This is a genomic window from Kribbella sp. NPDC026611 (genome assembly GCF_040638345.1).
Taxonomy (GTDB): domain Bacteria; phylum Actinomycetota; class Actinomycetes; order Propionibacteriales; family Kribbellaceae; genus Kribbella.
Genome location: NZ_JBEZYC010000001.1, coordinates 610,166 through 632,030 on the forward strand (window position 1 = coordinate 610,166; position 21,865 = coordinate 632,030).

The 21,865-nt window shown below is 69.0% G+C and carries 25 protein-coding genes and 1 tRNA gene; 12 read left to right on the forward strand and 14 right to left on the reverse strand.

Features of this window, described 5'->3' with window-relative positions:
• Positions 1-30: 30 nt before the first annotated feature.
• Positions 31-810, forward strand: a complete 780-nt coding sequence (locus tag AB0E69_RS03035; RefSeq protein ID WP_360138611.1) for an AraC family transcriptional regulator — start codon at positions 31-33, stop codon at positions 808-810.
• A 58-nt stretch (positions 811-868) separates the two neighbouring features.
• Here AB0E69_RS03035 and AB0E69_RS03040 read toward each other — a convergent pair whose 3' ends face one another.
• Complete coding sequence (locus AB0E69_RS03040) at positions 869-1,618, reverse strand: response regulator transcription factor (RefSeq protein ID WP_360138614.1); 750 nt, start codon at positions 1,616-1,618, stop codon at positions 869-871.
• A gap of 141 nt (positions 1,619-1,759) precedes the next feature.
• Between AB0E69_RS03040 and AB0E69_RS03045 the strand changes: the two genes are divergently transcribed.
• Together AB0E69_RS03045 and AB0E69_RS03050 are read left to right on the forward strand one after the other, a co-directional pair.
• Positions 1,760-2,044: a hypothetical protein gene (locus tag AB0E69_RS03045; protein WP_360138617.1), complete on the forward strand. Its 285-nt coding sequence runs from the start codon at positions 1,760-1,762 to the stop codon at positions 2,042-2,044.
• Between the two features lie 28 nt (positions 2,045-2,072).
• Positions 2,073-3,323 carry a vanadium-dependent haloperoxidase gene (locus AB0E69_RS03050; protein WP_360138620.1) on the forward strand — a complete coding sequence of 417 codons (1,251 nt, stop codon included), beginning with the start codon at positions 2,073-2,075 and terminating at the stop codon, positions 3,321-3,323.
• On the opposite strand, the gene AB0E69_RS03055 is transcribed toward AB0E69_RS03050, so the two are convergent.
• Complete coding sequence (locus tag AB0E69_RS03055; protein ID WP_360138623.1) at positions 3,307-4,245, reverse strand: phosphotransferase; 939 nt, start codon at positions 4,243-4,245, stop codon at positions 3,307-3,309. The two genes, AB0E69_RS03050 and AB0E69_RS03055, sit on opposite strands and share 17 nt — an antisense overlap.
• A 66-nt stretch (positions 4,246-4,311) precedes the next feature.
• On the reverse strand, positions 4,312-4,803 hold the full coding sequence (locus AB0E69_RS03060) for a YajQ family cyclic di-GMP-binding protein (RefSeq protein WP_360138626.1): 492 nt from the start codon (positions 4,801-4,803) through the stop codon (positions 4,312-4,314).
• A gap of 82 nt (positions 4,804-4,885) precedes the next feature.
• Here AB0E69_RS03060 and AB0E69_RS03065 point away from each other — a divergent pair.
• A tRNA-Tyr gene (locus tag AB0E69_RS03065) sits at positions 4,886-4,971 on the forward strand.
• A gap of 295 nt (positions 4,972-5,266) precedes the next feature.
• Positions 5,267-5,635, forward strand: coding sequence for a hypothetical protein (locus AB0E69_RS03070; protein WP_360138629.1), 369 nt, complete (start codon positions 5,267-5,269; stop codon positions 5,633-5,635).
• Here AB0E69_RS03070 and AB0E69_RS03075 read toward each other — a convergent pair.
• On the reverse strand, positions 5,632-6,162 hold the full coding sequence (locus tag AB0E69_RS03075) for a GNAT family N-acetyltransferase (RefSeq protein ID WP_360138632.1): 531 nt from the start codon (positions 6,160-6,162) through the stop codon (positions 5,632-5,634). The two genes, AB0E69_RS03070 and AB0E69_RS03075, sit on opposite strands and share 4 nt — an antisense overlap.
• A gap of 40 nt (positions 6,163-6,202) precedes the next feature.
• On the opposite strand from AB0E69_RS03075, the gene AB0E69_RS03080 reads away from it, so the two are divergent.
• The 4 genes from AB0E69_RS03080 to AB0E69_RS03095 all read left to right on the forward strand — a co-directional run bounded on the left by AB0E69_RS03080 (position 6,203) and on the right by AB0E69_RS03095 (position 11,282).
• Positions 6,203-7,099 (forward strand): serine hydrolase, encoded by an 897-nt coding sequence (locus tag AB0E69_RS03080; RefSeq protein ID WP_360138635.1) that lies wholly within the window; start codon positions 6,203-6,205, stop codon positions 7,097-7,099.
• Between the two features lie 78 nt (positions 7,100-7,177).
• Complete coding sequence (locus tag AB0E69_RS03085; RefSeq protein ID WP_360138638.1) at positions 7,178-9,562, forward strand: PQQ-binding-like beta-propeller repeat protein; 2,385 nt, start codon at positions 7,178-7,180, stop codon at positions 9,560-9,562.
• Positions 9,563-9,672: 110 nt separating this feature from the next.
• Positions 9,673-10,761: a hypothetical protein gene (locus tag AB0E69_RS03090; protein WP_360138640.1), complete on the forward strand. Its 1,089-nt coding sequence runs from the start codon at positions 9,673-9,675 to the stop codon at positions 10,759-10,761.
• The gene (locus AB0E69_RS03095) at positions 10,758-11,282 is read left to right on the forward strand and encodes a YciI family protein (protein ID WP_360138643.1); all 525 of its coding nucleotides are present in this window, start codon (positions 10,758-10,760) and stop codon (positions 11,280-11,282) included. Before AB0E69_RS03090 ends, AB0E69_RS03095 begins: the two co-directional genes overlap by 4 nt.
• Positions 11,283-11,305: 23 nt before the next feature.
• On the opposite strand, the gene AB0E69_RS03100 is transcribed toward AB0E69_RS03095, so the two are convergent.
• Complete coding sequence (locus tag AB0E69_RS03100) at positions 11,306-11,815, reverse strand: MarR family transcriptional regulator (protein ID WP_360138646.1); 510 nt, start codon at positions 11,813-11,815, stop codon at positions 11,306-11,308.
• A 92-nt stretch (positions 11,816-11,907) separates the two neighbouring features.
• Here AB0E69_RS03100 and AB0E69_RS03105 point away from each other — a divergent pair, with 92 nt between their 5' ends.
• On the forward strand, positions 11,908-12,792 hold the full coding sequence (locus AB0E69_RS03105; protein ID WP_360138649.1) for an LLM class flavin-dependent oxidoreductase: 885 nt from the start codon (positions 11,908-11,910) through the stop codon (positions 12,790-12,792).
• Here the strand turns inward: AB0E69_RS03105 and AB0E69_RS03110 are convergent.
• The 3 genes from AB0E69_RS03110 to AB0E69_RS03120 are packed head-to-tail and all read right to left on the reverse strand — an operon-like array spanning position 12,785 to position 14,937.
• Positions 12,785-13,666, reverse strand: coding sequence for an aldo/keto reductase (locus AB0E69_RS03110; protein WP_360138652.1), 882 nt, complete (start codon positions 13,664-13,666; stop codon positions 12,785-12,787). The genes AB0E69_RS03105 and AB0E69_RS03110 overlap by 8 nt on opposite strands.
• A complete protein-coding gene (locus tag AB0E69_RS03115) occupies positions 13,663-14,346 on the reverse strand; it encodes an RraA family protein (RefSeq protein ID WP_360138654.1) in 684 nt (227 codons plus the stop codon). Before AB0E69_RS03115 ends, AB0E69_RS03110 begins: the two co-directional genes overlap by 4 nt.
• A 54-nt stretch (positions 14,347-14,400) precedes the next feature.
• The gene (locus tag AB0E69_RS03120; protein WP_360138657.1) at positions 14,401-14,937 is read right to left on the reverse strand and encodes an AAA family ATPase; all 537 of its coding nucleotides are present in this window, start codon (positions 14,935-14,937) and stop codon (positions 14,401-14,403) included.
• Between the two features lie 114 nt (positions 14,938-15,051).
• Here AB0E69_RS03120 and AB0E69_RS03125 point away from each other — a divergent pair, with 114 nt between their 5' ends.
• Positions 15,052-16,329, forward strand: a complete 1,278-nt coding sequence (locus AB0E69_RS03125; RefSeq protein ID WP_360138660.1) for an AlkA N-terminal domain-containing protein — start codon at positions 15,052-15,054, stop codon at positions 16,327-16,329.
• 17 nt (positions 16,330-16,346) lie between these two features.
• On the opposite strand, the gene AB0E69_RS03130 is transcribed toward AB0E69_RS03125, so the two are convergent.
• Both AB0E69_RS03130 and AB0E69_RS03135 read right to left on the reverse strand, forming a co-directional pair.
• Complete coding sequence (locus AB0E69_RS03130) at positions 16,347-17,099, reverse strand: isocitrate lyase/phosphoenolpyruvate mutase family protein (RefSeq protein WP_360138663.1); 753 nt, start codon at positions 17,097-17,099, stop codon at positions 16,347-16,349.
• A complete protein-coding gene (locus tag AB0E69_RS03135) occupies positions 17,096-17,392 on the reverse strand; it encodes an antibiotic biosynthesis monooxygenase (RefSeq protein ID WP_360138666.1) in 297 nt (98 codons plus the stop codon). The genes AB0E69_RS03130 and AB0E69_RS03135 overlap by 4 nt, the downstream gene beginning before the upstream one ends.
• A 142-nt stretch (positions 17,393-17,534) precedes the next feature.
• Here AB0E69_RS03135 and AB0E69_RS03140 point away from each other — a divergent pair, with 142 nt between their 5' ends.
• Positions 17,535-18,347 (forward strand): methyltransferase domain-containing protein, encoded by an 813-nt coding sequence (locus AB0E69_RS03140; protein ID WP_360138669.1) that lies wholly within the window; start codon positions 17,535-17,537, stop codon positions 18,345-18,347.
• Here the strand turns inward: AB0E69_RS03140 and AB0E69_RS03145 are convergent.
• From AB0E69_RS03145 to AB0E69_RS03160, 4 genes are all read right to left on the reverse strand, one after another.
• Complete coding sequence (locus tag AB0E69_RS03145; RefSeq protein WP_360138672.1) at positions 18,312-18,713, reverse strand: VOC family protein; 402 nt, start codon at positions 18,711-18,713, stop codon at positions 18,312-18,314. The two genes, AB0E69_RS03140 and AB0E69_RS03145, sit on opposite strands and share 36 nt — an antisense overlap.
• Before the next feature lie 25 nt (positions 18,714-18,738).
• Positions 18,739-19,557 (reverse strand): TrmH family RNA methyltransferase, encoded by an 819-nt coding sequence (locus AB0E69_RS03150; protein ID WP_360138675.1) that lies wholly within the window; start codon positions 19,555-19,557, stop codon positions 18,739-18,741.
• Between the two features lie 9 nt (positions 19,558-19,566).
• Entirely contained in the window at positions 19,567-20,760 is a 1,194-nt protein-coding gene (locus AB0E69_RS03155) for a hypothetical protein (protein ID WP_360138678.1), read from the reverse strand.
• Between the two features lie 99 nt (positions 20,761-20,859).
• The gene (locus AB0E69_RS03160) at positions 20,860-21,852 is read right to left on the reverse strand and encodes a LacI family DNA-binding transcriptional regulator (protein ID WP_360138681.1); all 993 of its coding nucleotides are present in this window, start codon (positions 21,850-21,852) and stop codon (positions 20,860-20,862) included.
• Between the last annotated feature and the right edge of the window lie 13 nt (positions 21,853-21,865).

Genomic DNA, 21,865 nt, shown 5'->3' on the forward strand with positions numbered 1-21,865 from the left:
TGTGTTCACCACTAGTGGTAATTTCTCACCATGATCGCGCTGTGGCTCGAATCGCCGCCGGAGCTGGCGAACGTCGGCGTCGGCATCCACGGCGTCCGGCGTCGGCGGGACGTGTTCCAGCTGCCGGACCTGTGGCAGCTGCACGTGTACAACTACTCGGCTTCGCTGACGGTCGCGGGGACGACGTACGCCGTCTCGCCGGGCTTCGTCTCGCTGACGCCTGCGGGGTCGATGGTGCAGTTCGACTATCTCGGGCGGTCGGAGCATCTGTACGCGCACTTCCGTCCTCGGCAGGTTGGCGAGCCGACGCAGGTGCCGGTGGTGCAGGACGCCGGTGAGGCGGCGCCGCTGTTGTCGAGCCTGATCCGCTCGGCCATCGAGTCGTGGCCGTCCGGTTCGGCTCGGCCGACGGCGGAGATCTGGACGGCCTTGTGGCGGATCGCCGACCTCGCGGCCAGTAGCTCTGAGACAGGACATCCGGCGGTCGCTGCGGCGATCGCGCATATCGAGGCGTACCTCGCGCAACCGTTGACCGTGCCTTCGTTGGCGCGGCTGGCGGGGATCTCGCACAACCATTTGACCCGGTTGTTCGTCGCCGAGACGGGGTCGACCGTGGTCGCGTACATCCGGGAGCGGCGGATGACGCGCGCTCGGCACCTGCTGGTCGCGTCGACCTTGTCGATCCCGGCCGTCGCCGCCTCGGTCGGTATCCCTGATCTGCAGGCCTTCAACAAGACCTGCCGGCGAGAGCTGGGCGCATCGCCGCGGGCGATCCGCAATGCGCTGGCCGGGACGCAGGCGGTCGGTTAGCGCCGTACGAAGTGGACACCGGCCCTTACATCGAACCCAACATCTGGCTCCGGCACGCCTAAGCCGAGTCGGCGACGGGGAACGCCGAAGCGACGGCCGCGGTTCGGCTGTTCACGCCGAGGCGCTCGTAGATGTTCTCCAGATGCTTGCGAACGGTGCCCTCGGCAACAAATAGCCGGCGGGCGATCTGCGTGTTGCTGTGCCCGGCGGCGACCAGGCGCAGCAACTCCCACTGGCGACTGGTCAGATCGGGGATGCCGGCGCGGCGGCGCTCCAGGTCGCGCCGGATGTCGACCAGATGCGGCCGGAGCAACTGGAGCATCAACCGCTCCCGCTCGGAGAAATCGGGACCGGTCGTGCGGAACAGGAGCATCCGGCGGTCCTCGCCGTCGTGCTCCGGGAACGGCACCGCGATCTCGCTCTGCACGCCGCTCATCCGCTCCCACAGGCCCGCCTCGCTGTCCGCAAGTTGGCGTGCCGACAGGTAGTCGGACATCATCCAGACGCTCTCGTGGTCGCCGGTCTGCTGGGGCCGGCTGCAGATCTTGTGCCGCCAGTACAACTGCCAGAACAGCTCGTCGCAGTCGTCGTCCAGGCCCGGAGGCGAGCCGGTCAGCTCCTCCAGGCCGATGAACACGCGTTCCTGTGGCCGGCTCACCTGGAACGTGATGTCGTCGGCCGGGATCAGCTCGCGGAGGGCGCGGAGTACCTCGCGCGGGAACTCGCGGCCGGCGCCACCCCACCGCTGGCGATCGACGACGTCGAGCATCCGGCGCAGATCGCGTTCGGTGATCGTCAACTGTTCCATGGCCGCCCTCCCCCTGGAATTCAGCCTAGGCCCGATCCGCCCCGGGGCAATACGCCGAACTTCGTATGGCCTGCCGGGTCCGGTCGCGGCAACGGTGGAGGAGGGCGGCAGCGCGCCGCTCACTCTCGGGAAGGAACGACCATGAAACTGCTGACTCGTCTTGCCGCTCTGCTCGGCACGCTGGTCCTGTCCGGGGTGGCCCTGGCCGGTACGGCGTTCGCGATGCTCCCGCCGGATCCAGCAGGCTTTTCGGACGGTTCGACCGTCCCGGCCGGACCGCCGCCGGCAGCTGCCGCGCCGTCGATCGTTCAGGTGGTCGGGCCGTCGACGCTGCAGGTGATCGGACTGATGCTCTGCGCGGCGGTCTTCGCGTCGGTCCTGACCGCCTTCGTCGTGCATCGGCCGCACCTGCACGCGGCGTCGTGACGCGGTTGTGGTCGGGAGGGAGGGTCTCATGAAGTCCGCATGGCTGGCTGCCGGAGCGTTGGTGCTGACTGCTGCCGGGCTGTCTCCGGCGCCGAGCACGGCCGGGGTGAGCTCGGCTGGGGTGAGCTCGGCCGGGGTGAGTGATGCTGCGCCGGTGCTCGACTGGAGCCGGTACGCGACGCAGGCGATCGTGACCGGTCGTCCGCCGGCCAGTTCGGAGGTGCTGCTCGGGATCGTGCACATCGCGATCGCGGACACGGTGGCCGGGCTCGGGTACGGCCGGCCGTTCAAGTTCGCAGTACGGCCGGATCGGAACGCATCCGCGGCGGCTGCGGTCGCGACGGCGGCGTACGACGTACTGCGGGCTCGGGTGCCTGCTGCGACTGGGCTGGATGCCACGTACGCGGACTATCTGGCTGGCGTGCGATCCGGGCGGGCGAAGGACCGCGGTGTGGCGTTGGGGCGGTCCGTGGCAGCCGCCGTACTGGCGTGGCGGGCGGGAGACGGGCTCGACAACACAGTGCCGTACGTGCAGCGAACGCCGGGGCCGGGGGTGTGGGAGCCCACCGCGCCGACTCCGCCGGTCGACATCGTGCTGACACAGGTCCGGCCGCTCGCGTTGCGGTACCGGGCGCAGTTCCGTCCGGGTGGGCCGGATTCGCTGACGAGCAACCGGTACGCGCGCGACGTGGCCGAGGTCGCTTCGCTCGGTCGGAAGGACAGTACGACACGGACTGCCGCGCAGACCGAGACGGCTCAGTTCTGGTCCGAGCAGACTGCGCAGCAATGGAGTCGTGCCTTGCTGCAGTTGGCGAAGGACAGGCGGCTCTCACTGTCCGGGGCCGCGCAGCTGCTCGCACTGGTGCACGTGTCGGCAGCTGACTCGGTGATCGCGTGCTGGGACGCCAAGTTCCACTACCTGTCGTGGCGGCCTGTGCATGCTGTGCAGCGAGCCGACACCGACGGCAACCCGCGTACGCAGGCCGATCCGAGCTGGCAGCCGCTGCTGAACGTGAACCACCCGGAGTACCCATCCGGGCATGCCTGCTTCACCGCTGGTGTAGCTGGTGCGCTGCAGGGGTTCTTCCACACGTCGCAGGTGCGGTTGGTGGTGTCCAGCCTGGTCACTGGCACCACGCGGGTGTACCCGGACCTGTCCGCCGTACGTCGCGACGTACGGGAAGCCCGCATCGTCTCAGGGCTGCACTTCCGGCACTCGATGACGGACGGCGATGCGCTGGGCAGTCAGGTCGCTGGATGGATCAGCGCTCGGCACTGACCGCCAACGCCGCCAGGCCGTGGTCGAGGATGCCCTTGACCACGGCCAGTGCGTAGGGCTCCTCGGGGCCGGTGATGGCCTGGTGGGACCAGCCGACCACGTCTTCGAACGCTCGGACGTGGCGGTAGTAATGGATGGCGTCCTGGTCGATGGTGTGCGGGCCGTAGCCGCGGAGGAACGCGTCGAGCTGGGTCGGCGTGGTGGGGCCGACGTCGCCCATGCCGCCGAGCATGAACATCAAGTCCTGTTCCCGGGGCGCGTAGATGACGTCGTCCCAGTCGATCAGGTGCAGCTGGTCGTCGACCAGGACGTTGCCAAGATGCGGATCGCCGTGGCAGATCACTCGCGGTCCGGTCGGCGCCGGCGGGCGATTGGTGCACAGGTCGGTGATGACGTGCTCGTACTGCGACCACACCGCGGCCAGCTCTTCCGCGACCTCGCCCTCCGGCTCTTCCAGGCGTTCGCGCACCTCGGCCGCGATCGTCGGCGTACGCGCATCAATGTGGCTGTGCTTCGGCAGCGCGTCCCGCAACCTGATCGGTGGCTCGGCGTCGTGCACGCGCCGGAGGAGTACGCCGTACTCCGCCCACTGCTCCTCGGTCAGCCCACTCTGCGCCGCCCGCACCCCGTCGATCCACGGCGTCACGGTCAACCGTTTCTTCGCGTGAACCGACCAAAGGCCGCCTTCGATGGTGCGGACCATTTCCGGTACCCCGGGCAGCCCGCTGTCCCCGAGGTACGCCGCCACCTGGTGGCCGGTGTTCGTCCCGGCGCCGCTCCACTTCACGGCGTACACGTTGGTCGCCGTGGCGGCCCGCCACACCTGCGCGGCGATGTCAGCGCCGTACGCGACCGGTGTGAGTTCCACCACCTCGAGATCGAAGTCGGCCAGCAACCACTTCCGCAGCAAAGTCTCGCCCACGCCGCCAGCATGCCCGCCCTTGCGCGCTCCGTGCGACCGGATTACGCGGGTGCCGGCGTACTTCGGTCAGCGGTAGTTGACGAACTGGACCGCGAAGTCGAGGTCCTGGCTCTTGATCAGCGCCTGGACGGCCTGGAGGTCGTCGCGGGACTTGCTCGAGACGCGTAGCTCCTCGCCCTGGATCTGCGCCTTGACGCCCTTGGGGCCCTCGTCGCGGATCAGCTTGGAGAGCTTCTTCGCGTTCTCCTGCGTGATGCCGGCGTCGATCGTGGCGTTGATCTTGTAGACCTTCCCGGACAGCTTCGGCTCGTCCGCCTCCAGCCCCTTGAGCGAGATCTGCCGCTTCACGAGCTTGTCCTTGAACACGTCGAGGACGGCGTTCACCCGCTCCTCGGTGTTCGCCTGCATGTCGATCGCATCCCCGGACCACTTGATCCCGGCATCCACGTTCTTGAAGTCGAACCGCTGGCTGATCTCCTTCGCCGCCTGGTTCACGGCGTTGTCCACCTCCTGACGGTCGACCTTGTTCACGATGTCGAAGGAGGACTCCGAAGCCATGGGCACTACCTTTCCGATTTGCCGTCAGGGGCACTGTCTGTCGTATAGTCTCTCCCGCCGGTCCTCGGACCAGCACCACCCCGGCGGGTTGCCCGAGCGGCCAAAGGGAGCAGACTGTAAATCTGTCGGCGTTAGCCTACGCAGGTTCGAACCCTGCACCCGCCACCAGCTTCTAGCAAGCGTGAAAATGGCCCCTGACCTGCGGAAACGCAGACCAGGGGCCATCGTCATGTGTGGGTGTCAGTGTCCGGCCGGGACCAGCCTCGGTGCCTTAAGCGTGCCCTGGTTCTCTGGGGTCGGCTCGGGCTTGTCGGTCGGCGCCGTCAGTCGCTGGGGCTGTGCTGGTGCGTGGCGTTTTGCGATCTGGTCTGTGGTCAGTCGGCCACAGGGTTGATACCCTCGCCGGGCCCGAGGATGATCGCTGGCAAATCAACCTCGGGGGGAACTTATGACTCACCTTTCCGTGAGCGCGTCGTGGCTGGCACCGAATCCAGAATTCCGGTTCTCGACTCAGCCGGCCGAGATGTTCGCATCCGTCACTGAAGACAGCGGACTCCCGGTCCTTGGGCTCCAGGCCGAATTCTTCCTGGTCGGCCTCTTCACGGGCGTCGATCAGCACATTTCGAAGCTCAACATCAGCCACTTTCAGGGTCACACTCAGCCACACGCGGCCGGCACCTATTCCTTCTTGTTGACACCGGCGACGGGCGAAGGCGAGGGCGGCATGTTCGTCGTAGACGTGATGCTCCTCGTGGTCTCCGTCCGAGGTGCCGGTCACCAGGCGCAAACGACCTGCACGGTCAAGTACGACCGCGGCCAACGACTGCCTTAGGACGTGGGCGGATGGCTAGCCATTGTTCGGTGTTCCAGGCTTGGAAGCGTTCTAGTTCGGTGAAGCCTAGTTTGGTGGCCAGGCGGATAGAGGCGTGGTTGGCGGACTGGGTGGTGAGGACTACTGGTTCGTTGGGGAGAAAAAACGATGTCGAACCAGGTGAGGGCGGCTGTACAGGCCTCGATGGCGTAGCCGGAGCCCCAAGCGGTCGGGAGGAAGAGGTAGCCGAGGTCGGTCTTGCCGGTGGCGGCTGGGCGTTGGTGGTCGGTGGCTTTGCGGAGGAGGATCTGGCCGATCATGGAGCCGTTGAGTTCGACAACGAAGCTGCCGGGCCATTGGGCGGGTACGGCGGGGATGGCGCGCTCGAGTTCTTCGCGTGGTTGCGGCCCGCCGAGGTAGGTGTGGACCTCTGGGGAGGAGTAGAGGTCGATGAACGTCGTACGGTCGCGCGCCTCGGCTGCGCGCAGTACGAGCCGCTCGGTTTTGATCGGTGCGGGCGGCCAGGGTACGGGTCCCAGATCTTCCATGCGCGCAAGTTAACAGCCCAAGGGTCGTACGATCTGGGCCGTGAGTACTGGTGAGCTGCTTGACGCATTTGTTCAGGACGGGGAGCTAGGGGTCTACGGCGTCCACGTTCATCGGGTCGGGCAGGAGGCCGTCGAGCGGCGTACTCGGTCGGACGATCGGGTCAATCTGTACTCGGCGTCGAAGACGTTCACCTCGGTCGCGTTGGGGATTGCCGAGGCGGAGGGACGGCTCGGGGTTGACGACCGGCTGCTGGATCACTTCCCGGAGTTGCGGGAACAAGCGGCGGACGGCGTTGAGGAGGTGACGCTCCGGCAGTTGATCACCATGACCAGCGGGACGAGTCACAAGTGGTTCGCCGATGAGCGGATTGATGCGGCGGATCTGTTGCACGAGATTGTGGCGGCGCCGCTCGAGGCTCCGCCGGGAAGCAAGTTTTCGTACACGGGGTCGGGGCCTTATGCCATCGGGCGGGTGATTGCGCGCGTCACCGGTGCGGATCTCCGGGCCTACTTGATGCCGCGGTTGTTTGCGCCGCTGGATCTGCACAACCCGGCTTGGCACACGTGTCCCAACGGGTTCCCGTTCGCCGAGAGTGATCTGTTTCTGCGGACGCACGAGCTGGCGCGTTTCGCGCGGCTTCTGCTGCAGGAGGGGGAGTGGGAGGGCCGGCAACTCGTCCCGGCGGACTATGTACGGCGGATGGCCGCGGAAACCGTCGACACGTCCGAGGTCACGTACAACGGGCGCTGGACCAACGGGTACGGGCTCGGCGTCTGGACCGAGCCGGGCGGCAACTACCGGATGGACGGGCGGTACGGGCAGTACGCCGTCATCAGTCCGCGGACCGCCACCACGGTCACCGTCACCGCACACTGCGAGGACGACGAACGGCTCCTCGACGCGATCCACGAACTCATCCTCGACCGCCTCGACTGAGCTCCACCGGCGAGAAACCAGCGCTTGATCGGTGGGAAAGCGCTGGTTGGCGGGTGGGGTTCTGCCAGCATCGGACGGGTGGATGCGTTGCGGGAGTCGTGGGATGAGCTGGTGCCTGGGGCGGGGGCGCTGGGGGATGAGTTGCTGGGGCGGTATCGGGGGCGGGGTGTTTATCGGGAGCGGTATCTCGCCGTCGTGTTGAAGGCTGTGGGGGCGTTGGAGCAGCTGGCGACGGACCCGGTCGCGGTGGGGTTGGCGGCTTGGTTGCACCGGGCCGAGCACGCGCGGGGGAACACGGCGGCTGAGGATGCCGAGGCGTCGGCGCGGCTGGCGGAGGAGTCGTTGCCGGGATGCGGGGTGAGCGACGCCCGGGTGGCGGAGGTTGCGCGGCTGGTCCGGCTGAGCGGTGGGATCGGGGCCGCGCGCACACCGGATCCCAACGGAGACGTGCTCCTCGACGCGGTCAACGCAATGCTCGCGGACAGGAACTACCTCACCCACGCAGGAGAACTACGCCGAGACGCCGCCGAGCGACCCGCGGTACGGCGGCACGCGGGCGAACAGGCCGCGGTACGGCGGGACGCCGACGAGCGGGATACGGGCGAGCGGGACGCGGGTGAGCTGACCAGAGCCGGGCGGAACGCGGGCGAGCAGGTCTCAGGAGAGCAGCCTGCCGATGGACAGCCGGGCGTGCGGGACCGGGGCGTGCGGGGCGCTGGTGGGTTGGGCGCGGGTCATGCGCGTGGTGGGGGTGATGCGGTTGCTTGGCGGTATGGGGAGGTTCGGGGGGTGTTGGGGGCGGCGCGGATCTTTCGGACTGGGGTTGGTTTTGAGCGGTTTGAGGCGGATGCGCGGGTCAACCTTGCCGCGGAGTTGGAGACGCTCGACGGGATGATTCCGCATCCGTGGCGTGGTTGGCAGCGGGCCGGGCTGGGCACGGTGGCGGTGTTGACGGCCGTGCTCGCGGTCGTCGTGGCACTTGGCGCGGCGCAGGAGCCGTGGCGGGTGCCGAAGTACAGCGGGGACTCACACTGGCCGGCGGTGGTGCTGACGCTGGTCGCGGCGACCTCTGTAGCTCTTGTCTATTGGGCGGTCCGCCGCAGCGACCGCCGAGCGCGCATAGTCGCGGCCGTGCCGGCGCTGGTGGGGATCGTCGGCGTGCTGACGGTCTGGATCACCATGCCGGATACCAACGAGGTGTCCGGAGTGGGCGCGCGCGTACCGCTGCTAGTCATCGCATCGGTCCTGCTCATCGTCGCTGGCGCAGTCGCGATCGGTGCGACGCTGACTAGGCCAACCAGCCAAAGGACCAGAGGTCAGGTCCTGGCCGGCGCAGCAGCGTTCGTGGTCGTCGTACTGCTCGCCGCCTACGTCGTCGACCCGGTGCAGCGCGCCTACCTGCTCAGCGCCAACGAGTACCTGGACGGCCAACACCAGCCCGCGGACATGAGCGCGCGCTCGGACCTCACCGGCGCGCTGGCCTGGACCACCTCCGGCACCCTCGAAGGCGTCATCGGTACCGCGCATGGGATCGCCGTACCCCGCAGCTCCGGCAGCATCGAGATGCTCGACCCGGCGACCGGCAAGCTCCGCTGGACCTACACCCGGTCCGACACCGAGGACCGCCCGCACCTCTACGCGCTCAAGGGCGGCGAGAAGCTGCTCGCCTCGTACGACGACATCGGGTACTTCGTCCTCGACGCCGACACCGGCAAACGCGAAGCCGCCTGGACCACGGACGACCGAGACATCCAGAACACCGACCCGCTGCTCACCGGCCAGACCGTCAGCAAAGGCTCCGACAAGCTGTACGGCGCCAACCCTGACGGCTCCGACCGCTGGACGTTCAAACCGGGCACCTGCACCGCCATCGACGCAACCGCCACCGCGGACACGGTCGTCGCCGAACTCGACAAGAGCTGCGGCGACCCCGACCAACTCGTCGGCCTCAACCTGAAGACCGGCAAGAAGCTCTGGACGCACGACACCGACGGCGGCCGCCTGATCACCACCGGCGACCGCATCGTCCAGCAACAGGCCGAAAGCACCCTGGTAGGTATCGACCCGTCGTCCGGCGCCGAGACCTGGCGCTGGTCACCACCGAAGGAATGGACCTGCCGCACCAACGTCGAGCCGGCCGGCAACCTCCTCCTGGTCATCAGTTGTCCCAGCGAAGAACAAGCGCGCACAACCACCGTCGTCACCGCCCTCGACGCCGCCACGGGCCGCCCCGCCTGGACTCAGACCGCACCAGCCCCCTCAGACCAGCGGTACGCCGTCACCGCCGACGGCCGCGTCGCCATCCTCTGGGACCAACGCGGCTACTGCCGCCTCACCTCCATCACCCAGCAAGCCGTCACCACCCGCCAGCTCCAGGACGCGATCCACTGCTACGCGGGCATCACCGCCGCCGGCGACCTGGTCCTTGCCGGCGGCAATGACAAGATCATCGCCCTGCGCTGAGCCCAGCCGACCCCAGCCGACCCCAGCCTCGGGGGCCTTGCCGAGGCGGGCAGGGAATAGGGTCGGAGCAGCTGGGGGTTGGCTGTTGTGGGACCACTACGAGGAGAGCGATGAAACCCACTGAGTTCGTGAAGGTCAACGGGTCGTTCTGGGGGGAGCACCTGAAGGGGGTCAGTGGGCACCTGCCGGTGAGTCACCGCACGGAGCTGCCGGGGCCGATGGTGTTTCCGCGGTTGATGGTGCTGACCGAGACGCCGGACTGGAACATTCTCGAGCTGGTGGGTCTGAGCCGGGAGTACCGGACGCTCGAGGTACGGCGGGAGAAGGTCCGGACCGTCGAGGAGTACTTCGGGGTCGGGACCGAGGCGCCCGCGGTGATGACGCTGCCGGGGGAGAGCCTGTTCAAGGACGCGACCGTGGCGACGCAGGCGGGGCGGCGGGCCCTGGTCGAGCGGCTCCCGAGCGCGCTGGGCATGCTCGGGCAGGAGTACGTCGCGGCCGGCGAGGAGCTGCTGAAGTTCGCCCCGGGGAACTACGCGACCTTCGACCGGACCCTGCTCGTGCACACCACCGACGACTCGATCCGGGTGCACTGGACGTTCTTCGCGGTCGCGATCCACCGCTCGGAGCCCGCCGACAAGTACCTCGAGTACCTGCAGAACTACTCGAATGCGCGCCCGCACCTCGACCCGATCGGCACGATCAGCCTGCCGATCGATCCGGCGGAGCTGAAGCCGGACGCGTTCGCCAGCACGTACCTCGCGCACGGTCTGCAGGACGTGACGGTCGACGAGTTCCTGGACGGGCACGAGGAGATCCTGCTGCCCGCGTTCGGCGGGAGCCGGCTCGTCCGCCGCCCGTCGCTCGGTGACGACCTGCAGCCCGACTTCATCCTCGAGCGCGAGGACGGCAGCCACGTGATCGGCGCCCTGCAGCTCCCGGTCGTCGACACGGCCGGTGGCAAGAAGCGCCGCCGCTCGCTCCGCACCAACGAGAGCGTACAGAACCTGACGCGGTACGCCGACTACTTCACGTCCCAGGAGAACCGCGCCGAGGTCAAGTCGAAGTACGACGTCGACGTCACGGACCCGCGCAAGCTGCTGATCGTCCCCAGCCACGAGCTGGTCGCGAAGGGCCAGCCGGGCGTCGAGATCGTCGACTACGACACGATCCTGCGGCTGCACCTGGCGGCCAAGTGACGCAGTACTTCGTCTACGCCCGCGACCGCGCCGGCTCCGGCGAGCTCAAGGAACGGCTGACCCCGGAGCACTGGGACTTCATGGACCGGTACGCCGACGAACTCGTCGCCCGCGGCCCGTCCCTCACCGAGGACCGCGAGGAGACCACCGGCAGTATGCACATCGTCGACCTCCCGGACGTGGAGGCGTTGCGCGTCTTCACGGACGAGGATCCGTACTACGTCGGCGGCGTCTTCGAGTCGGTCGACACGTACCGCTTCGACAACCACACCGGCCGCACGATGTGGGAGTTCACCGCGGCAACACCGGAGTACAGCCGGTGGCTCGTCCTCACGCAGGACGAGCCGCGCCCGCTCAGCTCACCCCACCTGATCGTGTACGGCGACCTCCGCGACCTCCACACCAACGCCCACCGCGGCCGGGCCGCCCTCGTCGAAGCGCCCGACGCAGCCGCCGCCGCAGATCTCGTCGGCGCCGAACTCAAGAACGTCCACCCCTGGGAACCCGGCGGCCGCCGCTAACCAGCCAGCCGTACCTCACTGCATTAGGCCTGGTTGAGGATTGACTGGAGGGTGGTGGTGAGGGTGCGGCGGGTGGCGGGCGGGAGGGTGGATGTCAGGTCGTCGATGCGGGCGACTACCCGGGCGTGGCACTCGTTGGCGAGGGTTTCGCCGGTGGGGGTCAGTTCGATGCGGCAGGCTCGGCGGTCGGTGGGGTGCGTCGTCCGGGCGACCAGCGAGCGGCGTTCGAGGCGGTCGACCATGCTGGTGAGGCTCGAGCGTTCGATGCCGAGGATGTGGCTGAGGTCGGTCATGCCGGTCGGGCCGGACAGCAGAACGCAGATGAGGTGAGCCTGCTGCGGGGTCAGGCCGAGCGGGCGGCTGACCTCGCCGTGCACGTCCTGCAGGAGATGCATCGTCCGGACCAGCGAACTGGCCAGGTCCGGCCCGGCCGAGGTCCGCGCCTCCCGGCCGGCTGGGGTCCGCGGCGCGGCGGCCGAGGTCCGCGGGTCCAGGCCGGCTGAGGTTCGCGGTGCGGCAGCTGTGGTCGCCATACCGGCCATAGTAGTCCGTCAGCCTAATAGTTTGGTGTTCTAACAATTCGTGCTACAACTAGTTAGGACATCGAACTAACAGGGAGCGTGCAATGACGGTCTTCGGTTACGGCTCACCCGACCACCTCGGCGACCGGGACGCGATCCTGCGCCTGGCCGAGCAGGCAGACCGCGACGGACTCGACCACGTCAGCCTGTCCGACCATCCGTACGTCGCGGACCTCCTCGACGGGTACGCCGGCATCGCGTTCCTGCTTGGCCGGACCGAGCGGCTGTCGGCGTTCGTCAACGTGACCAACCTGCCGCTGCGTCCCGCGCCGATGCTCGCGCGGACGGCGTCGACCCTCAGCGTGCTGTCCGGCGGCCGGTTCATCCTCGGGCTCGGCGCGGGCGGGGCGATGGATCGCATCACCACGATGGGCGTGCCCGAGCAGCGTCCGCGTGATGCGGTCGAGGCGTTCGAGGAGGCGATGCAGTTGGTGCACGCGATGTCCGACGGCGGTCATCCGGCGCCCACGAAGCACTACCCGATCGGTCAGCTCCGCGCGGCCGCCGTACCCGCGCCGCTAGTCTGGACCGGCTCCAACGGCCCGAAGTCCCTCGCCGCGACCGGTCGACAGGCCGACGGCTGGATCCCCGGCCGCGCCGCCGACTGGTTGAGTGAGCGGTACCGCGACGGCCGCCGGATCATCGACGCGGCCGCCCTCGAAGCCGGCCGCAAGCCGTCCGACATCGCCACCGTCTACAACTTCCCCGGTGCCATCACGCGCACTGACGTACGCCGCACCCGTGACGAAGACAACCGCTGGCTCGGCGGCTCCCCAGCCCAATGGATCGAGGAGCTGACCGACGCCGTCCTCAACCACCAAGCAGCCGGCTTCACCCTGTTCCCCCTCGGCGGCGAGGACCCGTACGAGACGCAGGTCGCCCGCTGGGCCCAGGAAATCGTCCCGGCGGTCCGGTCCGCCGTCAGCTAGCCGACCCGAGGCTGAGAGTCGCGACCTCATCCGCCGACAGCGTCAGCGAGCCGGCGGCGATGTTCTCCTCCAGGTGCGCGGGGTCACCGGTGCCCGGGATGGCAAGGATGTTGAGCGAGCGGTGCAGCGTCCAGGCGAGCCGGACCTGGGCCGGCGTCGCGTCGTGGGCCGTCGCGATGGCCTGGAGCTCGGCAGAGTGGTCCGTTGCCGCTCCGGACTCGCGAGCCGCGCCGGCGATCGCGAAGAACGGGACATAGGCGATCTCCCGCTCCGCCAGGAAGTCGATGAGCGGGTCCTCGGAGCGCCGGCGGTCCACCGCGTAGCTGTTCTGGACGCAGACGATCGGCGCGATCGCCAACGCCTCCTCGACTTGTTCGAGACTCACGTTCGAAACGCCGAGCTGCCCGATCAGGCCCTCGTCCCGCAGCGCCACCAGCCACTCGAAGCGCTCGGCGATGGAGCCCGCACCGGGCACCCGCAGGTTCACCACGTCGAGGCGATCGACGCCCAGCTGCGTCAGGTTGAGCTCGACCTGCGCCCGCAGCTCCGCGGCCGTCGTCGCGTTGTAGAACCCGCGCTCCGGATCCTCCCCCGGCCCCACCTTGGTCGTGATCACGAGCCCACTCGGGTACGGCGCCAACGCCTCCCGGATCAACTCGTTCGCAGACCGCTTCGCACCGGACCCGACCCGCAACGTCCCACCCGGTGACGCGTAGAACGCCGCCGTGTCGACGTGGTTCACGCCCAGCTCGACCGCGCGCCGCAGTACGTCGACAGCCACCGAGCGGTCCGGGTTCGCGGTGATCCGCATCGCCCCGAACCCCATCCGGTCGACCGTGACGTCGCCCAGCTTCCAAGCACCCGCAAGACTCATTCCTCGATCGCTCCCCGAACCGCGCGCAGGTGCTGCCGGAAGGTCAGCGACGGATCCGCCGCCCGACCAGTGAGGTACTGCGTGAAGCTGACCTGCTCGCGCAACGTCCGCCCGCCGCGGATCGCGTCCGCCTGCCGGTGCTCAGTGTCCCGGATCGACTCCGCCAAGGCGAACAACTCCTCGACCCGCGCGCTCGGTACGAAGATCGCCCCGTCCTCGTCCGCCAGTACGACGTCCTCGCGGGTCACCGTCCACGGGCCGATCGTTGCCATCGACAACGCGTCGGCCGGCTGCGGGTCGAGCCGCAACGGCCCGGTCGGCAATGCGCCCAGGCTGAACACCGGCAGCCCGATCGCCCGGATGTCGACCGTGTCGCGGTGCAAGCCCCAGATCACGATGCCGGCGATCCCGGCGGCTCGAGCCTCCAGCGCCACCAGGTCCCCGACGCAGGCCTCGTCCGTCCGCGCACCGTTGTCCACCACGAGTACGTCGCCCTCGGCAGCGGACTCGAACGCCTCGAGGAACACGTCCACGCTGCCCACGTGCTGCGCCGGCAACACCCGCCCGGCAACCCGGTCGCCGACCACCGCGGTCAACGACACCGTCCGCACCGGCACCCCGGCCCGTACGCACGCATCGGCGATGTGCGCCGTCGTCAACTCCGCGAATCTCTCCAGCATCCGCAGCCCCTTTCGTCGCCCCGACCTTAGTCCGTCCGCAAAGTGCCGCAGGGGTCAGGAGAGGAAGGCAACGATCTGGTCCAGATCCGGTTCCCTGCTGGTATCGACGACCATCGACGGGACAGGCAGATCCACCGGCTGGAAGGCGTTGTGCGTCCGCAGCCGCGCCTCCGCGCTGATCTGCGCGTCCTCGTGCGCAGCCCGCCGCGCGTCGAGCTCCGAGCGCGAGTTGATCCGCGCCAGCGCGATCTCCGCCGGCACCGTGCAGTGCAGGACCCGGATGTCGGCGCGTCCCAGCAAAGGGCTCAGCCCGGGGCTCCACAGCCGGTCCTGGAAGGCTGCCTCGGCAACCACCGTCGTACCGCGGCCGATCAGCAGCCCGATCACGTCGAAGAACGTCGACAGCGTCCGCATCGTCAGCGGGTCACCCGGTCCGGGCACGAATCCCGGCGTCGCGTGCGCCATCCCCTCCTTGATCTCGTCCCGGCAGATCGCCGGGCAGCCGATCGCGGCCGCGACCCGGTGCGCCAGCGTCGTCTTGCCGGTGCCCGGCGGGCCACTCACCACGACCAGCATCGGTTTGGACTGCACGCGCCGTACCTTAGCGATGACCGCGGACAGTGGGTAAAAAACTGTGTAAGAGCTCGGTCAGGAACTGTCGGTGGGGCCGAATACGGTGTTCGGGACGGTTGAAGGGTGGGGTTGGTGACGACGTACTCGGCGGTTCGGACGACCGGGATCTACTGCCGCCCCGGCTGCGGCGCCAAACCGCTCGCAGAGAACGTGAGCACCTTCGAGCTGCCCGCTGCCGCGGAGGCGGCCGGGTACCGCGCCTGCCTGCGCTGCCGGCCGTACCGCGTCGCCGGGACCGTCGCGGACGAGGCGCCCGAGTTGGTCTGCCGCGCGGTGCAGCTGATCATCGCCGGTCTGCTGGACAAGTCCGGCGAGGACGCGCTGGGTTCGCGGTTGGGGGTCTCGCCGCGGCATCTGCGGCGGATGTTCGCCGAGCACCTCGGCGTGACACCGGACCAGTTCGCGCGGTCCCGGCGGGCACACTTCGCCCGGCGGTTGCTCGACGACACCGACCTCGGCATCGCGGAGATCGCGTTCGCGTCGGGGTTCGGGAGCCTGCGGCAGTTCAACCGGGCGATCCGCGAGATCTTCCGCGCCTCGCCGCGCGAGCTCCGCGACCGCCGGCGCCGCGGCGACCGGCTGGTCGCGGACGGCGGTCTGGTACTGCGGTTGCCGTTCACGCCACCGCTCAACTGGGAGGCGATGACCGAGTTCCTCGCCGCGCACGCGATCCCTGGGGTGGAGTCGGTCCAGGACCTGACCTACCGGCGGACCATCTCACTCGACGGCGAGCCTGGCGTGCTGGAGCTCGGGCCGGGTGGCGAGGACTACCTGCTGCTGCGGGCTCATCTGCCCTACTGGGAGGGTGTGATGCACGTCGTCGACCGCGCGGCCCGGCTGGTGAGTCTGCACTGCGAGCCGGTGCGGGCCTGGACCCACCTCTCCAACGATCCGGAGTTCGCCACGCTGGTCGAGGCGCGTCCTGGGGTACGGATCCCGGGGGCGTGGGGTCCGTTCGAGGTCGCGGTGCAGGCGGCGCTGCGGGACCAGCTCGCGCCCGACGACGCCGAGGAGGCGTTGAAGAAGATCGTCGAGGTGTACGGCGTACCCATTCCTGGGCTGGACCACGGGCTGACCCACGCGTTCCCCGGGCCGGAGGCGCTGACCGGTGCGGAGCGGGTCGGGCCGCTGGCGCGTGCGGTTGCTGACGGCACCATTCGGCTCGACGGCGGGACGGAGCCGGAGGAGCTGGTCCAGCAACTGGAGGCCGTCACGAGCCTCCGAGCCGCCCGCCACATCGCGTTGCGGCTCGGCGCTCGTGACGTCTGGCCCCTCGACGGCGACGCCGAACGCCTCGCGCCCTGGCGCTCACTCGCCGCCGTCTACCAACTGACCAGCGCCACCGTCTGACCGGTCAGCGCTGATCTTCAACGGGCGGTGAGGGATTCGTACGTCCCACTCGTCAGCAGCTCCTTCGCGGCAGCTGTCGCCAGCGCGTACGCCGCCACCGTGATCGCCGGCCCGATGCTGATCCGGGTCACCCCGGCCTCGAACAGCTCGGACACCGTCGGAGCACCCGGCCCGACCATCACGTTCACCGGCAGCGGCGACTCCTTGACCAGCTCGACGATTGTCGGCAGGTCGACAACACCCGGCACGAACAGCACGTCCGCACCGGCGTCGGCGTACACCTTCGCCCGCTCGATCGTCCCGGTCCTGTCGCCGTACAGATAGGTGTCGGTGCGCGCGTTGATCACAAGATCGATGCCGGCAGCAACGGCCGCCGCACGGGCCGCCTTGATCCGCTCGCCGTGCACTGCCGGATCGTCGAGCACCCGAGCCGTGCTGTCCTCGAGGTTGATCCCGACGACGCCCGCCTCGATCACGCTCGCGACCGTCGCCGCGACATCGCCGTACCCGGCCTCGATGTCCGCGGTCACCGGCACCGAGACCGCCGCACAGATCTCCCGCAGCGCTGTCGTTGCCGACGTGAGGTCGAGGCCACCGGCGTCATCCACGCCGGCCGCCCACGCGACACCCGCGCTCGTCGTGGCGATCGCCGTCGCGCCGGCGGCCTCGATCGCCTTCGCCGAACCCGCGTCCCACGCGTTCGGCAGCACCAGCGGGGGCTGCCCGTGGAGTTCGCGCAGCCGCGCCGCGAGCTCGATCTGGGTGCTCACAGCGCGACCAGCAGCTCGTGGTCGATCTCGACGAACTCCACGATCAGGTCGGCGAACCGGCCCGCGATGAGCTCCTTGTACGCCGCCGACCAGGTGTGCGCGTCGTACGCCGCCTGGTCCGCGAAGTGCTCGACGAACAGCAGGTAGTCCGGGTTCGCCGGGTCGCGGTAGACGCGGAACGACAGCGTGCCCTCCTCGACCCCCGGGCCCTGCGGTGCGAACTCGCGCACGATCTCCTCGGCGACCGCCTGGTTGCCGTCCTGCAGCTTGATCGGAAACACCTTTGCCAGCACTGGATCCTCCTGAGATTGGTTCTTGCCCATCCAGAGTCGCCCAGCCGGCGATCCAGTTCTGGCCATATCCGGTCATACCTGCTGTCTTGTTATTCGAGATGTTATGTCTCATCCAGCAAGATCCTGCGCTAACGTCGAATCGATGGCAAAGGAGCCTGGGATGAACAACGTCTACACGCACGGCCACCACGAGTCGGTAGTGCGTTCGCACAGCTGGCGGACCGCCGAGAACTCGGCCCGCTACCTGCTTCCGCACTTGCGCCCCGGGATGTCGCTGCTCGACGTCGGCGCCGGCCCCGGGACGATCACCGCCGACCTCGCCCGGCTGGTCGAGCCCGGCCGGATCACCGCGCTGGAAGCGAACGACGATGCCCTCGACATCACCCGCGCGACATTCGCCACGCTCGACGTCGAGGTGGAGCTCGTCGTCGGCGACGTGCACGCCTTGGACATCCCGGACGACACGTACGACGTCGTCCACGCGCACCAGGTGCTGCAGCATGTCGCGGATCCGGTGCAGGCGCTGCGCGAGATGCGCCGAGTCTGCAAGCCCGGCGGAACGGTCGCGGTCCGCGACTCGGACTACCACGGCTTCGTCTGGTATCCGGAGCTGCCCGAGCTGGACGAGTGGATGGCGCTGTACCAGCGAATGGCCCGCGCTAACGGCGGCGAGCCGGACGCCGGTCGCCGCCTGCTGTCCTGGGCCCTCCAAGCCGGCTTCGAAAAGGTCGAACCGAGCGCCACGAACTGGTGCTTCGCCACCGACGAGGACCGCGCGTGGTGGGGCGGCATGTGGGCCGACCGGATCCTCAAATCCGCGCTCGCCGACCAAGCCCGCGCCGCCGGCGTCCCCGACCAAACCCTCACCAACATCTCGACCGCCTGGAAGACCTGGTCCACCACACCCGGCGCCTGGATCTCAATCCTGCACGGCGAACTCCTCTGCACCGCGTGACGACGCCAGCACCACGAGGTACCCGTCCGGATCCCGCAACCAGATCTCGTGATGCTGAGCGTTCGGGTTGAGATGGACGTCGGTCTGCACGGTCGCGCCGTACCCACGCGCCCGCTCGACCGCCGCGCCCAGGTCGTCCGTCTCGAACCAGACGGCAAACCCGTTCCCCAACGGATGCGCGGGATCGCCGAAGAGTCCGTGGTGATGCTCGACGTCCAGCTTGTGCAGCTGCATCACCAGTACGCCGTCGACCTCGAGCCGCTCGTACTCCGGTCCGCCGTGCGCGCTCTTGGCGTCCAGAACAGCGCAGTACCACGCGCTGCTCTTCTCCACGTCGCTGACTGCGATCAAAGGTTGTGGCCTCATGCCCGCGACGCTACGGGCGCCGCGGTCAGTCTGTCTTGAACGAATGGGAGCGCTGGCGGGAGATCTCGTACAACGTCGCGGTGGCGGCGTTGGATGCGTTGAGGGAGCTGGCTGAGCCGGTGATCGGGATGCGGACCAGGTGGTCGGCGGCTTGCTTCCAGGCGGCGGTGAGGCCGTTGGTCTCGTTGCCGATCAGGAGCAGCGTCGGCCGGGTGAAGTCGTGGTCGAAGACGTTCACCGAGCCGGCCTCGTCGGTGCCGACGATGGTGATCTCGACGGGTGATCGGCGGACCCACTCGATCACCTCGCGGTGCGACGGTACGCGGACGGCGGGGATCGCGAAGAGCGAACCGGTGGTGGCGCGGACCGCCTTGGGGTCGTAGATGTCGGCCGCATGACCGGTCACGATCACTCCGTGCGCGCCGAACGCGTCGGCTGATCGAATGATCGAACCGATGTTCCCCGGACCGCTCGGTCGGTCGAAGACCACGCCGAGGAAGTCCGGACCGATCGGGATCCGGGACAGGTCGTCGGCGGGTAGCTCCAGCACGGCGATCAGCTCGGGTGCGGCGTCGTCCTTCTCGCCCAGCTCGGCGAGCAGCTCGGGAGCCATCGCGACGCGCTCGGCGCCGGGCAGCCGCTGCAGCAGATCCTGCGCCCACCGCGACAGCGGCCGCGAGGAGTCGGTAATGATCGTCCGCACCGGCCAGCCGTTGTCTACGGCAACCGAAATCGGCCGCACGCCCTGGACCAGGAACTCACCGGCCCGTTGCCGCTTGCTCCGGTTCCCCAGGGACGCCAGCCAGACCTGGAACCGAGCATTCCGCGACGAGATCCGCTGCACCCGACCACCCTACGGTCCACGGGACCGCAGGCGCCGCCGCCCCCGGCGCCCGTACCGCCACAACCCCCAGAGCAGCAACGGGGGCAGCCAGAGCAACACGAGCCAGGGCGCTCGCCACCAGAACCACCCGCCCGCGAGTTTCGCCTGCTCACCCGCCACGAACGGCCGCGCCGACTTCGACCAGGCCAGGAACGCGTCCCCGATCGGCACCGCCCCGAACAGGTACCGTTTGGTCTTCAACCCCGTCCACGGCAGTCCGACCAGCTCGCCCTCGCGCGTCAGCCGGTCCGCCAACGGATCGTGGTGCACCTGCGCGGCCCCGATCGCCACCACCGTCGCGGACAGACTCATCCCGAGCACCAGCGGCCCCGAGTCCACATCTCCCGGGCCGCCCGACCCCTTCGGGTATTCGCGCACGCCCACCCGAGTCACGAACTCGTCCCGGAAGATCTCGTACTGCGCTCGCGCAAAGGTCGGATCCACGTCGAGCAGGAATCGCTGGATGATCCCCTGCGACGACGCCCGCGCTCCGACGGCCGACGGCGCGACCTGGTGTGGCAGTAGTCCGGTCGACGGGTCCAGCTTGGTCTTTACGGTCGTGACCCAGTTCCGTGCGATCTGCCCGAACCGTGGGACGACCAACGAGTCGTAGAGCCGCAGCGACGCGATCGCCACCACCGAGTCCACCGGCCACGCCTGTCCCGGGTACGACGCGAGGTACGGCGTCTTCGCGGTCCGGAACGCCGTCGCGATCTCGACCGACTGGCTCAGGAACGCGTCCAGGTCGCCGGCGTTCGACTGGTTGAGCGCGACCAGTCCACCGCGGAGCCAGTTCGTCCAGCCCGCGTAGAAGACGCCGTACGACGGTTGCAGCGACTCGGTGAACGGCGCCGTACCGGCCGGGGACGTCAGCCGGTCGAGCACCCAGCGCGCCTCGCCGGCCGCGTCGACGGCCCGGTCCGGATCGGTCAGCCCGACCTGCACCCAGGTCAGTCCGTAGAGCACGTTGAGGAAGAAGTACCCCTCCGGATACTGCTCCTGGGCCGCGCGGTCCGCGCCACCCTCGAGCTCCGCCCGCAGGAACGCCAGTTGCTTGACCACGCCGCGGGTGGGATCGGCCCGTGGAAGGACCAGACGCGCGGTGCCCACCCCCGCCACCAGAGTGGCGATCACCGCTACGCCGATGAGGAGCTTGCGCAGCACCTGAAGAAATCTAGTGTTCTTCGGCAACGTGCGGCAGTCGTACGGATGACCATCCGGAGACCTGCGCCACGGTCGATGACCGGCCGGTCGCGCAGCGTTTCAGGCGCCGAGAGTGGACTCCCGGGTGACCAGGCGCGTGGGCAGCTCCAGCAGGCCACGGTGGGTCGAACCGCCGATCGCGTCGAGCAGGTGCCCCGCGGTCCGGCGGCCCAGCTCCTCGAGCTCGAGGTCGACCGTGGTCAGCGGCGGCCGGCTGGCCAGCGCCATCACCGACCAGTTGTCGTACCCGGTGACCGCGACGTCGTCCGGTACCGACCGGCCGAGCTCGCGCAGCCGGTCGCAGACACCGCGCGCGATCTGGTCGCTGCCGCACGAGATCGCGTCCAGCTCCGGATGCGTCCGCAGCAGTACGTCGACCGCATGCCGGCCCCACCGCTCGCTCCACTCGCCGTGCATCGGCGGTCCGATCAATGAATCGCCGGCCGCCTCGACCGTCGCCGCGGCCCGGGCCAGAGCGCTCTGGTGGGTATCCGGACCGGTCACGTGCGCAAGCCGGGACCTGCCGAGCTCGCGAAGATGCCGCACGGCCGAGCTCGCGCCGCCGTGATCGTCGACGACCAGCGAGGTGTCGCCCGGATCCGTCGACGGGCTGAAGGCGTACACCACCGGGATCGGTACGTCGATCGGCGCCCGCGCCTCGGTCCGGCGGCCGGTGACGATGATCCCGTCCACCCGGCGGGACACCAGCGAGCGCAGGTAGTGCTGCTCGCGGAGCGGGTCGTCGCGGGTGTCGCAGAGGACGAGCGCCATCTCGCCGGCGCTCAGCGTGTCCTCGGCGCCGCGCATGATCGGGATGCTGAACCGTCCGGAGCTGTCCGTGGTGATCATGCCGACGGTGAAGCTCCGCCCGGACGAGAGCGCCCGCCCGCGGCCGTCCGGGGTGAACCCGAGCTGCTCGGCGGCCCGCCGTACCCGCTCGCGGGTTTCCGCGCGGAGCTGGCCGGTGTCGTTGAGCGCTTTCGACGCGGTCCCGATCGAGACGCCGGCCAGCGCGGCGACGTCGGTGATCCGCGGAACGCTGCGGGAAACCATCGGCAACTCCTTT

Excerpts from the sequence above, each read along its gene's own strand:
- AB0E69_RS03050 (WP_360138620.1), top strand. The coding sequence starts at position 2,073 with ATGAAGTCCGCATGGCTGGCTGCCGGAGCGTTGGTGCTGACTGCTGCC.
- AB0E69_RS03090 (WP_360138640.1), top strand. The coding sequence starts at position 9,673 with ATGAAACCCACTGAGTTCGTGAAGGTCAACGGGTCGTTCTGGGGGGAG.
- AB0E69_RS03145 (WP_360138672.1), bottom strand. The coding sequence starts at position 18,713 with ATGAGGCCACAACCTTTGATCGCAGTCAGCGACGTGGAGAAGAGCAGC.
- AB0E69_RS03115 (WP_360138654.1), bottom strand. The coding sequence starts at position 14,346 with ATGCTGGAGAGATTCGCGGAGTTGACGACGGCGCACATCGCCGATGCG.
- AB0E69_RS03045 (WP_360138617.1), top strand. The coding sequence starts at position 1,760 with ATGAAACTGCTGACTCGTCTTGCCGCTCTGCTCGGCACGCTGGTCCTG.
- AB0E69_RS03035 (WP_360138611.1), top strand. The coding sequence starts at position 31 with ATGATCGCGCTGTGGCTCGAATCGCCGCCGGAGCTGGCGAACGTCGGC.
- AB0E69_RS03100 (WP_360138646.1), bottom strand. The coding sequence starts at position 11,815 with ATGGCGACCACAGCTGCCGCACCGCGAACCTCAGCCGGCCTGGACCCG.
- AB0E69_RS03040 (WP_360138614.1), bottom strand. The coding sequence starts at position 1,618 with ATGGAACAGTTGACGATCACCGAACGCGATCTGCGCCGGATGCTCGAC.
- AB0E69_RS03105 (WP_360138649.1), top strand. The coding sequence starts at position 11,908 with ATGACGGTCTTCGGTTACGGCTCACCCGACCACCTCGGCGACCGGGAC.
- AB0E69_RS03110 (WP_360138652.1), bottom strand. The coding sequence starts at position 13,666 with ATGAGTCTTGCGGGTGCTTGGAAGCTGGGCGACGTCACGGTCGACCGG.
- AB0E69_RS03160 (WP_360138681.1), bottom strand. The coding sequence starts at position 21,852 with ATGGTTTCCCGCAGCGTTCCGCGGATCACCGACGTCGCCGCGCTGGCC.
- AB0E69_RS03140 (WP_360138669.1), top strand. The coding sequence starts at position 17,535 with ATGGCAAAGGAGCCTGGGATGAACAACGTCTACACGCACGGCCACCAC.
- AB0E69_RS03060 (WP_360138626.1), bottom strand. The coding sequence starts at position 4,803 with ATGGCTTCGGAGTCCTCCTTCGACATCGTGAACAAGGTCGACCGTCAG.
- AB0E69_RS03075 (WP_360138632.1), bottom strand. The coding sequence starts at position 6,162 with ATGGAAGATCTGGGACCCGTACCCTGGCCGCCCGCACCGATCAAAACC.